Raw genomic sequence first — 12,990 nt, forward strand, 5'->3', positions numbered from 1 at the left:
AAAAATGATTTCGATGGGTCGTTAGCTCAGTCGGTAGAGCAGTTGACTTTTAATCAATTGGTCGCTGGTTCGAATCCAGCACGACCCACCATCATTTCAGTCATATCCCAGGTCGTTTAGCTCAGCTGGGAGAGCACCTCCCTTACAAGGAGGGGGTCACTGGTTCGAGCCCAGTAACGACCACCATATTGAAAAGCCCGCAGCGATGCGGGCTTTTTCGTTTCCGTCTCCCATCAGGTTCGCAGTCGATCCAGCTCGCTTGCCAGGGTGGTGGCCGCCTGTTCCAGTGCCTCGCTCAGGCGCTGGCTGGCATTGGCCTCTTGTCCCAGGGTGGTGGCGGCGTCACCGATGCGCATCAGGTTCTGGTTGATGGTGTCGCTCACGGCACTCTGCTGCTCGGCGGCGGTCGCTACCTGGCTGATGTGATCATGGATCTGCTGGATCTGGGTGACCACCTGATTGAGTGCCTCGAAGGCCTGCTCCGTGCCTTCAACCGTGCTCACCGAGCGGGCGATCCCCGTGCTCATCAACTGCTGGCTGCTGGTGACCTCGGTTTGCAGGCTGCCGATGAGCTGCCCTATCTCGTCGGTGGATGAGCGGGTCTTGTTGGCCAGCGCCCTCACCTCGTCCGCCACGACGGCAAAACCCTGCCCATGTCGCCGGCCCGCGCCGCCTCGATGGCTGCGTTGAGGGCCAGCAGATTGGTCTGTTCGGCAATGGCCCGGATCACATCGAGAATGTGGCTGATATTGGTGCTGCGCTGGGCGACCTGGGCGACCGCCTTGTCGGCCTGATGCATGTCCTCGACCAGGGTATGGATCTCGCTGCGGGCCCTGCTCAATGTCTGCTGGGCCGTGCTGACATGGTGGGTCGCCGCTTCCGACTCCTGCGCCGCCTGTTCCGCATAGCCCGCCACGCTGACTGCCGTGGTGCTCATCTCGTGCATGGCGCTGACCACGCTCTCCAGCTCCAGGCTCTGATCATCCAGGCTGCTGCGCATGGCATCGGCCGTCTGCTTCATGCCCCTGGCCTGCTGATGCACCTGTTGCCCAATCTGCTTGCTGCCCTGCACCATGGCCCTCAGCTTGCCGAGGAAGGCATTGAGATGCCTGCCCAGCTCGATGAGCTCCTGGTGGGTGTCGATGCGCATCTGCTGGGTCAGGTCGCCCTCATTGCTGGCGAGGTGGGAGACGTGGCGGCTGATGAGGGAGAGGGGCGCCGTGATGGTCTGGATGAACCAGACAAGCAGCCCCAGGGCCACCAGGGTGATGACAACGATGGCAACCAGCTGCTGCTGCTGGGTCGCCTGCAACAGGCTGCCGAGCTGCTGGCTGATGGTATTGGCCTGGCTGAGGGCGAGGGCCTTGGGCACCTTGATCATCAGCCACCACTGGTTGTCGGCAGCCTCGATCCGTATGGGCTGCTGCAAGATGAAATCGCTGTCGGTATCGGCGGGGCGTCCATTCGGGGCAACCAGTCCGGCCTCTGTCAGGGGACGCCCCAGTTTGTCCGAATGGCGGTTGCTGCCGACGATGAAGCCCGCCTTGCTGACCAGGGTGACCTCGGCCTGGTTGTCATAGAGGCTCTTGCCAAGGTGCTCGGCCAGTTGCTGGAAGATGGGCAGGTTCATGTCGACCCCGGTGATCCCGGCAAACTTGCCATCCTTGAGGACGGGCACCGTCAGGCTGGTCATCAGCATCTTCTGGCCAGGGCTTATCTCGTAGAGGTAGGGTTCCATCAGGCAGGGGCGACGAGTCTCGCGACCGCAGAGATACCACTCGCTGTTGCGAATGCCGAATTCATTGCGCGAGGTGTCGAACTTGGCGTCACTGGTGGCGGCATCTATGGTCTGTTGCGCGATGTTTCCGTTCTGTTCCCGGGTGAAGTAGACCTCGAGACTGCCCTTACCGGCAACCGAATGGCTGGCGCCCGTCTGCCAGTCGGCGTCCTGTCCGTCGTAACCGTTGGGTTCGAACTGGGCGTAGATGGAGCTGATCCCGTTTGCCTGGCGCAGGCGGCTGCCAAGCAGGAGCTCCACTTGTGGGCGACTCAGCCGCTGGTCCGGCTGGGCCATGCTTCCTTCAAGCTGCGCCGCCATGCCGAGCGGTATCTGATAGGCCTGCTGCAACTGGTCTTCGATCTGCACGGCATACCGCTCTGCCTGGAATTGCAGGGAACGGGAAACCTCCTGCTCCAGGGCGCCACGGGTCTGCGCCATGATGTCATCGCGCAGGCCGTTCAGCGAGGAGGACTGTATCCATGTCATGGCGACGCCACTGGCGAGAAAAAGTCCCAGCGTGAGCAACAACAACTTGGTCTTGAGCGAACGTTGTTTCATTCGACAACTCCTTTTGGCAAGAATGACAACGATATGGTCGGAGCGGGTCCTGACAGTTGTACTGTACTGGATTTGTTGATGGGTTTGTGCACGGCTTCTGGTTATAATTTTGGCCTTCCCGAGCGTTGATGGAACAGTCGCAATGAGCAATGCACTGAGCAGTATTCCGCCGGTAGTCGAGATGGACTACCCCTTCCCGGCCAAACCACAGCCCCTGACTCCCGAGCAGAAGGCGACCCTGATCGCCGAGATCAAGGTGCTGCTGCAGGCGCGCCAAGCCGTGCTGGTTGCCCATTACTACACGGATCCCGAGATCCAGGCCCTGGCAGAAGCCACCGGTGGCTTCGTGGGTGACTCCCTCGAGATGGCCCGCTTCGGGCGCGACCATGCAGCCCAGACCCTGATCGTGGCCGGTGTGCGCTTCATGGGAGAGACCTCCAAGATCCTGAGCCCCCACAAGCGGGTGCTGATGCCGACGCTGGAGGCCGAGTGCTCGCTTGATCTGGGTTGTCCCATCGACCAGTTCTCCGCCTTTTGCGATGCCCACCCCGATCACATCGTGGTGGTCTATGCCAATACCTCGGCAGCGGTGAAAGCACGGGCCGACTGGGTGGTCACCTCCAGTATTGCGCTGGAGATCGTCGAACATCTGGACAGTCAGGGTCACAAGATCATCTGGGGCCCGGACAGACACCTCGGCGCCTACATCGAGAAGAAGACGGGGGCCGAGATGCTGCGCTGGCAGGGTCACTGCATCGTGCACGACGAGTTCAAGGCCAAGGCGCTGCGCGAGCTCAAGGCCCAGAACCCGGATGCCGCCGTGCTGGTGCACCCGGAGTCCCCGGCCTCCGTCATCGAGCTGGCGGATGCGGTGGGGTCCACCAGCCAGCTCATCAAGGCCGCCAAAGAGCTGCCCCAGCAGAAACTGATCGTGGCGACCGATCGCGGCATCTTCTACAAGATGCAGCAGGCCTGCCCGGAGAAAGAGATGGTGGAGGCGCCCACCGGCGGCGATGGTGCCACCTGCCGCAGCTGCGCCCACTGCCCCTGGATGGCGATGAACGGCCTAGTGGCCATCAAGGAAGCCCTGACCGACGGTGCCGAGCGTCACGAGATCCATGTGGATGAGGCACTGCGTCTCAAAGCGCTTGTCCCGCTCGACCGCATGCTGGATTTCGCCGCCGAGCTCAAGCTCAAGACCCAGGGCAACGCCTGACTGACTCTGATGGCAAGATGCAAAGAGGGCTCCCGCGGGAGCCCTCTTTATTTATCCGTCAGCCGTATCGTCAGATGATGACGGTGGAGAAGCTGTGCTCCTCGTCGGGCGCGACGGTGATCCCGTCCTCGGCGGTGATGGCCGCCTCGACACAGAGCATGGTGCGATAACCGTCGTCACTCATGTCGGCCATGGCGCTGGCCCCTTCCTGCCAGGGGGTCCAGACCACCACGCTGTCGTGGTTGCCGCTGACCACCCGGGTGGTGCGCTCACCATCCTGCACGCTGACCATGGCATCGGGCTGGCGGTAGATGCGATCCATGGCTGCGGTGACGGTCAGCGCTCCCTGTTGCAGTTCGTTTCGGCCGGTCAGCTTGTCCAGATAGGGTTCGCCGAGGCCGGTCACGGTTACCGCTTCCGGCGCACTGATCTGCAGGTAGGTGTGCAGGGCGGCATTGTAGGTGAGCGCTGACTTGCCGGTGTTGCGGGTGGTCAGCACCAGGGAAAGCTCTTTGCCGACCAGTACGTCCAGCTCCAGCTCGAAGGCATGGGGCCAGAGTGTCCTGCTGGCATCGTTGTCACGCAGGGAGAGGTGGACGAGTGTGCCATCCCCGTGATCGGAGACCCCATCCAGCGTCCACAGGCAGTTGCGTGCGAAGCCATGAGCCGGCTTGCCGCTGCCAACGCGAGCGGGGGAGGGGCCGAACCAGGGCCAGCAGAGGGGAATGCCGCCGCGAATGGGCTTGCTGCCATCCAGTATCGCCTTGTCGCTGAGCCAGAGAGAGGCCGGCTCACCATGGCGTTGGTAACGCAGCACATGGGCGCCAAACAGGCTTATCTCGGCCCTGGCGTGCTCATTGTCTATGGTCAGCAGGGGCAGGCCATCCTGGCTCAGGGTGCAGTGGGCAGTCAGCGTACGTGTCGGTGTCATAAAGGCTCCAGTGCTCGGGGACATTCAGAAAGGGTCCGTGATTCAGAATACAAAAAGGCGGCCATTGGCCGCCTTTTTTCAAGCTACGCGATTGCGCATCCCAAATTACTTGGAGATGTGAGCGATCAGGTCCAGAACCTTGCTGGAGTAGCCCATTTCGTTGTCGTACCAGGAGACGACTTTCACGAAGGTCTTGTTCAGCTGGATACCAGCCTTGGCATCGAACACGGAAGTCTGACGCTCACCCAGGAAGTCGGTGGAAACCACTTCGTCTTCGGTGTAGCCCAGCACGCCCTTCATGGCGCCTTCGGAGGCAGCCTTCATGGCCTGGCAGATTTCAGCGTAGGACGCTTCTTTCTTCAGGTTGACGGTCAGGTCAACAACGGACACGTCCGGAGTCGGCACGCGGAAGGCCATGCCGGTCAGCTTGCCGTTCAGTTCCGGGATGACCACGCCAACAGCCTTGGCAGCACCGGTAGAGGACGGGATGATGTTCTGAGCCGCACCGCGGCCACCGCGCCAGTCTTTGGCAGACGGACCATCAACGGTCTTCTGGGTAGCAGTGGTAGCGTGAACGGTGGTCATCAGGCCGGATTCGATACCGAAGGTATCGTTCAGAACCTTGGCGATGGGGGCCAGGCAGTTGGTGGTGCAGGAAGCGTTGGAAACGATGTCCTGGCCAGCGTAGGAATCCTGGTTGACGCCCATGACGAACATCGGGGTAGCGTCTTTGGACGGACCGGTCAGTACGACTTTCTTGGCACCGGCAGCGATGTGCTTGCGAGCGGTTTCGTCGGTCAGGAACAGACCGGTGGCTTCGGCAACAACGTCAACACCGATTTCGCCCCATTTCAGGTTGGCCGGGTCACGTTCAGCGGTAACACGTACGGTTTTGCCGTTGACGATCAGGTTGCCGTCTTTGACTTCAACAGTGCCCTTGAAGCGACCGTGAGTGGAGTCGTACTTCAGCATGTAAGCCATGTAGTCAACGTCGATCAGGTCGTTGATACCAACCACTTCGATGTCAGCACGCTCAGCGGCCAGACGGAAAACGAAACGACCGATACGGCCAAAACCGTTAATACCTACTTTGATAGTCATAATTGGTTACCTAACTGTTCAGTAGTCAAAGAAAATTCCGTTTGTAAATTTACTAGAACTCCCTCGCGAGTCAACCAACAATCTGCGCGAAATTGCGCTATATCATGAAAAACTGTGAAATTTATTTTCGGTTTATGTAACTGGCTACCAACTTTTGTTGAATGCATCATCAGCAAAGTCGGTGGCAGAGAACAACAATAGTGCCTGCCCGGTCACACATCCAGCCGGGGAGATATGTAAAAATGTGCGCGGTTTAGCATGGCCAAAGAGCCACTGTTCAAGTACCAACCATAAAAATTAATCACAAAATAGCGTAGACAGAATCCACAGCGGGAATTCTCAAACTATGACCACCCTGATTGAACAGCTGGCTGCCGCCAAAGGCATTGCCAGTGAGTATGTTGATGCCTGGGGCCAGCCGGCCCTGGTATCGGAAGAGAGCAAGGCCGCCATGCTGGGCGCCATGGGCTACCGCGTCGATGACGAGGCCGCCCTGTCCGAACAGCTTGAGCAGGAGCACCGCCAGCACTGGCTGCGCGCGCTGGATCCCGTGATGGTGGTACGCAGCGGCGACGCCGTTACTCTTGAGGTTCGCCTCCCCATCGAATTCGTCAACGATGCCCTCACCTGGCAGCTCCAGCAGGAGCAGGGTGCAGTGCTGTCCGGTCAACTCACTCCCATCGAGGGTGAGCTGGTCGGGGTGGCCGAGTTCGAGGAGATGGAGTGTCAGGCCTATCGCGTCACCCTGGATGTGCAGCCTGCGCTGGGTTATCACCAGCTCATCCTGCTGGAAGAGGGCAATGACGAGCCGCTGGCCACCATGCGTCTCATCGTTGCCCCCAAGTCCTGCTACAAGCAGGCGCCCATCGCCAATGGTCGCAAGGTGTGGGGCCCGAGCGTCCAGCTCTACTGCCTGCGCAGCCGCCACAACTGGGGCATCGGCGATTTCAGCGATCTCGGCCAGCTGGTTGAGAATGCCGCCGCCTGGGGAGCCCACTTCGTCGGTCTCAACCCCATTCATGCCCTCTATCCGGCGAACCCGGAGAGTGCCAGCCCCTACAGCCCCTCTTCCCGTCGCTGGCTCAACGTCGCCTATATCGACGTGGAAGCGGTGCCCGAATTCCTGGGCAACGATCGCCTGAAAGCGGAGGTGGCGAGCCCGGCCTTCCAGCAGCACCTCACCTCCCTGCGGGTCAAGGACAACGTGGATTACACCGGCGTCATCCAGACCAAGATCGGGATGCTGCGCCAGGTGTTCGACCAGGCCAGCTTCAGCGCCGAGCGTCAGGCTGCGTTAGATGCCTTCGTGGCTGCCGGCGGTGACAGCCTGCAACAGCAGGCAGCGTTTGACGCCCTGCAGGCCCACTTCTATGCCAAGGGCGAGAATGCCTGGGGCTGGCCGGTCTGGCCCGAGGCGCTGCGCGATTACCACAACCCCGAAGTGGCGGCCTGGATGGCCGAGCACCAGCAGGATGTGGCCTTCTATCTCTATCTGCAGTTCCTGGCTGACGAGCAGCTGGCCCGGGCCGATGCCCGCGCCAAGGCCGCCGGCATGGTGATGGGGATCTACCGGGATCTGGCGGTCGGCGTCTCCGAAGGTTCCACCGAGATCTGGGCAAACCGGGATCTCTACTGCCCGAAAGCCTCGGTCGGTGCACCGCCCGACATTCTTGGCCCCCTCGGCCAGAACTGGGGCCTGCCCCCCATGAACCCGAACCAGCTGTTCGAGGCCGCCTACCAGCCCATGGTGGATCTGTTCCGTGCCAACATGCGCTCCTGCGGCGCCCTGCGCATCGACCACGTGATGGCCTTGCTGCGCCTGTGGTGGGTGCCGCCCGGAGAGTCCGCCGCCAAGGGGGCCTACATCTATTACCCGGTGAACGATCTGCTGGGGATCCTGGCCCTCGAGTCCCACCGCAACCAGTGTCTGCTGATCGGCGAGGATCTCGGTACCGTGCCGGAGGGGATCGACGTGACCCTGAAAGAGAACGGCGTCCACTCCTACAAGGTGTTCTTCTTCGAGCGTTCCAAGGACGATGGTGGCTTCATCTCCCCGGCGCACTACGCCGAGCAGGCGATGTCCGCCCTGACCACCCACGACATGCCGACCCTCAAAGGCTTCTGGCACTGCGACGATCTGGCGCTGGGACGCGAACTGGGCCTGTACCCGGATGAAGACGTACTCAAGACCCTGTATGCTGATCGCCACCAGGCCAAGCAGCGGATCCTTGACAGCCTGCATGCTCATGGGGTCATCTCTGGCAATATCAGTCACGACGTGAACTGGGTCGGCATGAATACCGAGCTCAACCACGGTCTGCAACTGCACATGTCCCGCGGCAGCTGTGCCCTGTTCAGCACCCAGCTCGAAGACTGGCTGGAGATGGACAAGCCGGTCAACGTGCCGGGTACCAGCTACGAGTACCCCAACTGGCGTCGCAAGCTCTCCCGGGATCTGGAGGATATCTTCGCCGACGAGGCGCTCAAGAATCTGGCGGGCAAGATGAGCCGGGCCCGTGACGAGGCCAGCCGTTGAGCCTTGAACGCCAACATGTGACTCACTTTCATCCGCTTCGGCTTCGGCCGAAGCGGATGTTCAGCCATCAAAGGAAATGTCGATGCCCGTTGAACGTTTGGTTGCCGCCCGCTGTGCCGATCCCTTCTCCCATCTAGGCCTGCTGGCCAATCCGGATGGGCCAGGCCTGAAACTCACCGCCTGGTTGCCCGATGCACTCGAGGTCCGGGTCAGGGATCTCAAGTCAGGCAAGATAGTTGCCACCCTGACCGCCGCTGACGAAGCGGGCCTCTTTGAAACTGTTTTCACCCGCCGCAAGAATCCCTTCCCCTACCAGCTCATCGCGACCTACGCCGACGCCAGTGCCGACATCATCGACCCCTATCAGTTCCAGGCTGCCGCTTGGGAAGGGCTGGCGGAACTCACCTGGCAACCGGAAAACCTCTACCACACCCTCGGCGCCCAGTTGCGCACCGTGACGCACCTCGGCCAGCAGGTGGAAGGGGTACGCTTTGCCGTCTACGCGCCGAGCGCCACGGCGGTGAGCCTCATCGGCGATTTCAACTTCTGGGATGGCCGCCGTCACCCCATGCAGCGCAGCCAGTGCGGCCACTGGGTGCTGTTCGTGCCGGGGCTCAAGGCCGGGGATCGCTACAAATTCGAACTGAAAGACCCGGCGGGCAACCGCCTGCCCCACAAGAGCGACCCGGTAGGCTTCTACAGCGAGCAGTACCCCTCGTTCGCCTCCGTGGTCTATGACCACGGCCAGTACCAGTGGCAGGACGCCGCCTGGCGCGAGAGTCAGCTCAATGACAAGCGCGAGCAGCCCCTCTCCATCTACGAGCTGCACGTGGGCTCCTGGAAGCGTCACTCCAACGGCGACAGCCTGAGCTGGCGCGAGCTGGCGGTGGAACTGGTGGATTACATCAAGGAGATGGAGTACACCCACATCGAGCTGCTGCCGGTCTCCGAGCACCCCTTCAGCGGCTCCTGGGGCTACCAGCCGGTGGGCATGTTCTCCCCCACCAGTCGCTACGGCACGGCCGACGATTTCAAATACTTCGTGGATCAGTGCCACCAGGCGGGGATCGGCGTGATTCTGGATTGGGTGCCCGCCCACTTCCCGTCCGATGCCCACGGCCTGGCCCGCTTCGACGGCACGCCGCTCTACGAGTACGAAGATCCGCGCCGTGGCTGGCACCCGGACTGGAACTCCTACATCTATGACTTCGGTCGCGACACCGTGCGCCAGTTCCTGGTGGCCAGCGCCCTGTTCTGGCTCGACAAGTTCCACATCGACGGCCTGCGGGTGGATGCGGTCGCCTCCATGCTCTATCTGGATTATTCCCGCAACGCCGGTGAGTGGGTGCCCAACGTCGATGGCGGCAACCACAACTACGAGGCGATCAGCCTCTTGAAGTGGACCAACGAGGAGGTGTACGGCAAGTACCCCCACGCCATGACCATCGCCGAGGAGTCCACCGCCTTTGCCGGGGTCTCCCGTCCCACCTTCCTCGGCGGCCTGGGGTTTGGCTTCAAGTGGAATATGGGCTGGATGCACGACACCCTCAGCTACATGCAAAAAGAGCCCATTCACCGTCGCTACCACCACAACGACATGACCTTCTCCATGGTGTACCACTATGACGAGAACTTCATTCTGTCCCTCTCCCACGACGAGGTGGTCCACGGCAAGCACTCCCTGCTCTACAAGATGCCGGGGGACGAGTGGCAGCAGGCCGCCAACCTGCGCGCCTACATGGGCTTCATGTATGCCCACCCCGGCAAGAAGCTCAACTTCATGGGCACCGAGATCGCCCAGAGCAACGAGTGGAATCACGATGCCCAGCTGCCCTGGCACCTGTTGCAGTACCCCAGGCACGGCGGCCAGCAGCGGCTGATCCGGGATCTCAACCACCTCTATCGTCATGAACCTGCCTTGTATCAGGCGGATTATGAACAGGGAGGTTTCCGCTGGCTGGATCATCAGGACGCGGACAACAGCATCTTCGCCTGGCTGCGGGCCGACAAGCTGGGGGCCCATCCGCTGGTGGTGGCCTGCAACTTCACCCCGGTGCCGCGCATCGGTTACCGTCTCGGGGTGCCGGCTGCCGGTCGCTATCGGGTGGTGCTCAACACCGACAGCGAGCATTACTGGGGCAGCAACTATGATGTGGGTCTGGTCTTCGTCGCCGAGGCGACCCCCTGGCAGGGGATGGCACACAGCCTGGTGCTGGACTTGCCGCCGCTCGCGACCTTGTTCATCAAACAGGAGTCCTGATGTTTGAAATGGAAAACGGGGTAGATCACCCGCTTGGCGCTCGTCTGGACGAGACGGGCTGCCACTTCTGTGTCTGGGCTCCCCAATCGGACAAGGTAGAGCTCTGCCTGTTCGACGAAGAGGAGCAGGAGCTGGCGCGTCTCCCCTTGCCCGGTCGGCGCGGCCAGTACTGGTTCGGCCACGTGCGCGGGGTCAAGGCCGGTCAGCGCTATGGCTACCGGGTGCATGGCTCTCCCCAGGAGGGGTTGCTGTTCGACCCGGACAAGCTGCTGATAGACCCCTACGCCCGGGCGCTCAGCCGTGCCACTCACTGGGACGATGCCCTCTACGAGGGGGACAGCGCGGCCATGGTGGGCAAGTCGGTGGTGGTGGACGATGCCTTCGACTGGCAGGGGGTCGGCAAGCCCGGCATCCCGCCGGAGCGGGTCGTGCTCTACGAGACCCACGTCAAGGGGTTCACCCGCCAGCACCCCGGCATCCCCAAGGCGCTGCAGGGCACCTATCTGGGCATCAGCCACCCGCTGATGATCGAGCATCTGCAGGGGCTGGGGGTGACCTCGGTCCAGCTGATGCCGGTGGCGGCCTTCATGTCCGAGCCCAGGCTCGAGCAGCTGGGGCTGACCAATTACTGGGGCTACAATCCCATCGCCTTCTTCGCGCCCGAACCGCGCTACGGGGCGAAGGATGCGGTGACCGAGTTCAAGACCATGGTGCGCGAGCTGCACCGGGCGGGGCTCGAGGTGATCCTGGACGTGGTCTACAACCACACCGCCGAGTCGGGCTTCGACGGCCCCATGCTCTCCCTCAAGGGGTTTGACAACGCGGGCTACTACGCCTTCGAGTCGGGGGCCCACGGTCCGGATTACCATCGCCACGCCAACGTCACCGGCTGCGGCAACAGCGTCAATCTGGATCACCCCAATACTCTGCGACTGGTGCTCGATGCCCTGCGCTACTGGGTCACCGAGATGCAGGTGGACGGTTTCCGCTTCGATCTGGCGGTCACCCTGGCGCGGGAAGCGGGGGAGTTCGATCCCATGAGCGCCTTCTTCAAGGCCATGATGGCGGATCCCGTGCTGGCGCGGGTCAGGCTCATCGCCGAACCCTGGGACATCGGCCCCTTCGGCTATCGTCTCGGCCAGTTTCCGAGCCAATGGCTGGAGATCAACGATCGTTACCGCGACACGGTGCGCGCCTTCTGGCGCGGGGATGCGGGCAAGATGGGGGATTTTGCCACCCGTCTGGTGGGCTCGCGGGATCTCTTCCCGAAGAACTGGCGCTCCCCCCATACCAGCGTCAACTACCTCTGCTATCACGACGGCTTCACCCTCGAGGACCTGGTCTCCTACAACCAGCGCCACAACCAGGCTAACGGCGAGGACAACCGGGACGGTCACGGCAACAACCTCTCCAGCAACCACGGGGTGGAGGGGCCGACCCTGGACCCGCGCATCAACAACCTGCGCCAGCAGCAGAAGCGCAACCTCATCGCCACCCTGCTGCTGTCACAGGGGACGCCCCACTTCCTGGCCGGGGACGAGATGGGCCGCAGCCAGCTCGGCAACAACAACGCCTACTGTCAGGACAACCAGATAAGCTGGGTGAACTGGCAACTGCGCCCGGAGGACGAACGGCTGCTCGCCTTCACCCGCCAGATGATGGCGCTGCGGGCGGAGTCCGGGGTCTTCTCCAACCTGCAACTGAGCGACGACGGCTGGAACGGCAAGGCGACCAGCTGCCACCAGGTGAACTGGTATCACCCGGACGGCCATCAGCTCACCGATCAGGACTGGCACGCCCCCATGGGGCAGGCGTTTGCCATGGACATCGGCATGATCGGCTGCACCGGGGAGCGCTGGTACGTGCTGTTCAACGCCAGCGACTATGACATCCAGTTCCGCCTGCCGCCGCCGGGGGAGGGCATGGAGTGGATCCAGACCATCGACACCGCCACCAACGACGGCCTGCCCTTCCTGCCGGACGACATCAAGCGGCAGGTGGCGGTGGGGCGTGCCCACTCCCTCAAGCTGCTGGAGCGGGTCGCCCTCCCGGCGGCGGTGCTGGCGAGTGAAGGGGTGGTGGCAGCGGATGTTGTCGCCGTGTTGCCAACGGGATCACAGTTCCCGCTGGCGGGGTAGAGCCAGGCGCCCTGACTGGGTATGCTGGGCACCGTTATCAGTGGTGAGGAGCCGGAATGAGCAGTAACAACCCTGAACAGTGGCGCGACAAGCTGAGTGCAGAGCAGTTCCACGTCTGCTGGGAGAAAGGGACCGAGCGTCCCTACAGCGGTGCCCTGCTGCACAACCGCAAGAGCGGCGATTACCACTGCGTCTGCTGCAAGCAGGTGCTGTTCCACTCAGGAGCCAAGTTCGACGCGGGCTGCGGCTGGCCCTCGTTCGACCGGGCCATCGAGGGGACGGTGACCTACACCGAGGACAACAGCCACGGCATGAAGCGGGTGGAGATCACCTGCAGTCAGTGCGGCTCCCACCTCGGCCACGTCTTCCCCGACGGGCCGACCGAGACCGGCCAGCGCTACTGCGTCAACAGCCTGAGCCTGGATTTCGAGCCCGACGCCTGATCCCCGACACGACCAGCGGCGCCTCCC

7 protein-coding genes, 2 tRNA genes and 1 pseudogene are annotated in these 12,990 nt (G+C 62.3%); 7 read left to right on the forward strand and 3 right to left on the reverse strand.

Translation table 11 applies throughout. From position 1 onward, the window contains the following. Nucleotides 1-15 precede the first annotated feature (15 nt). Nucleotides 16-91 (forward strand) — tRNA-Lys (locus tag AB5Y51_RS08095). A gap of 19 nt (nucleotides 92-110) precedes the next feature. Continuing rightward, nucleotides 111-186 (forward strand) — tRNA-Val (locus AB5Y51_RS08100). Between the two features lie 47 nt (nucleotides 187-233). On the opposite strand, the pseudogene AB5Y51_RS08105 reads toward AB5Y51_RS08100, so the two are convergent. Then, nucleotides 234-2,338: pseudogene (locus tag AB5Y51_RS08105) on the reverse strand (methyl-accepting chemotaxis protein). 142 nt (nucleotides 2,339-2,480) lie between these two features. Between AB5Y51_RS08105 and nadA the strand changes: the two are divergent. Beyond that, nucleotides 2,481-3,554, forward strand: a complete 1,074-nt coding sequence (gene nadA, locus AB5Y51_RS08110; RefSeq protein WP_010672880.1) for a quinolinate synthase NadA — start codon at nucleotides 2,481-2,483, stop codon at nucleotides 3,552-3,554. A 70-nt stretch (nucleotides 3,555-3,624) separates the two neighbouring features. Here nadA and AB5Y51_RS08115 read toward each other — a convergent pair whose 3' ends face one another. Together AB5Y51_RS08115 and gap are read right to left on the reverse strand one after the other, a co-directional pair. Continuing rightward, complete coding sequence (locus tag AB5Y51_RS08115; protein ID WP_042015770.1) at nucleotides 3,625-4,485, reverse strand: D-hexose-6-phosphate mutarotase; 861 nt, start codon at nucleotides 4,483-4,485, stop codon at nucleotides 3,625-3,627. Nucleotides 4,486-4,590: 105 nt separating this feature from the next. Beyond that, complete coding sequence (gene gap, locus AB5Y51_RS08120) at nucleotides 4,591-5,586, reverse strand: type I glyceraldehyde-3-phosphate dehydrogenase (protein ID WP_010672882.1); 996 nt, start codon at nucleotides 5,584-5,586, stop codon at nucleotides 4,591-4,593. A 346-nt stretch (nucleotides 5,587-5,932) separates the two neighbouring features. Here gap and malQ point away from each other — a divergent pair, with 346 nt between their 5' ends. From malQ to msrB, 4 genes are all read left to right on the forward strand, one after another. Continuing rightward, nucleotides 5,933-8,122 (forward strand): 4-alpha-glucanotransferase, encoded by a 2,190-nt coding sequence (gene malQ / locus AB5Y51_RS08125; protein ID WP_368178261.1) that lies wholly within the window; start codon nucleotides 5,933-5,935, stop codon nucleotides 8,120-8,122. Nucleotides 8,123-8,204: 82 nt separating this feature from the next. Continuing rightward, nucleotides 8,205-10,382 (forward strand): 1,4-alpha-glucan branching protein GlgB, encoded by a 2,178-nt coding sequence (gene glgB, locus AB5Y51_RS08130; RefSeq protein ID WP_010672884.1) that lies wholly within the window; start codon nucleotides 8,205-8,207, stop codon nucleotides 10,380-10,382. Continuing rightward, a complete protein-coding gene (gene glgX / locus AB5Y51_RS08135) occupies nucleotides 10,382-12,520 on the forward strand; it encodes a glycogen debranching protein GlgX (protein WP_201970088.1) in 2,139 nt (712 codons plus the stop codon). The genes glgB and glgX overlap by 1 nt, the downstream gene beginning before the upstream one ends. Nucleotides 12,521-12,576: 56 nt before the next feature. After that, the gene (gene msrB, locus AB5Y51_RS08140; protein ID WP_010672886.1) at nucleotides 12,577-12,963 is read left to right on the forward strand and encodes a peptide-methionine (R)-S-oxide reductase MsrB; all 387 of its coding nucleotides are present in this window, start codon (nucleotides 12,577-12,579) and stop codon (nucleotides 12,961-12,963) included. Nucleotides 12,964-12,990: the final 27 nt, after the last annotated feature.

This window comes from Aeromonas sp. R7-1 (assembly GCF_040908115.1).
Taxonomy (GTDB): Bacteria; Pseudomonadota; Gammaproteobacteria; order Enterobacterales; family Aeromonadaceae; genus Aeromonas; species Aeromonas caviae.

Bases quoted from the DNA above. Each gene is read 5' to 3' on its own strand.
- nadA (WP_010672880.1), top strand. From the start codon at position 2,481: ATGAGCAATGCACTGAGCAGTATTCCGCCGGTAGTCGAGATGGACTAC.
- AB5Y51_RS08115 (WP_042015770.1), bottom strand. From the start codon at position 4,485: ATGACACCGACACGTACGCTGACTGCCCACTGCACCCTGAGCCAGGAT.
- gap (WP_010672882.1), bottom strand. From the start codon at position 5,586: ATGACTATCAAAGTAGGTATTAACGGTTTTGGCCGTATCGGTCGTTTC.
- malQ (WP_368178261.1), top strand. From the start codon at position 5,933: ATGACCACCCTGATTGAACAGCTGGCTGCCGCCAAAGGCATTGCCAGT.
- glgB (WP_010672884.1), top strand. From the start codon at position 8,205: ATGCCCGTTGAACGTTTGGTTGCCGCCCGCTGTGCCGATCCCTTCTCC.
- glgX (WP_201970088.1), top strand. From the start codon at position 10,382: ATGTTTGAAATGGAAAACGGGGTAGATCACCCGCTTGGCGCTCGTCTG.
- msrB (WP_010672886.1), top strand. From the start codon at position 12,577: ATGAGCAGTAACAACCCTGAACAGTGGCGCGACAAGCTGAGTGCAGAG.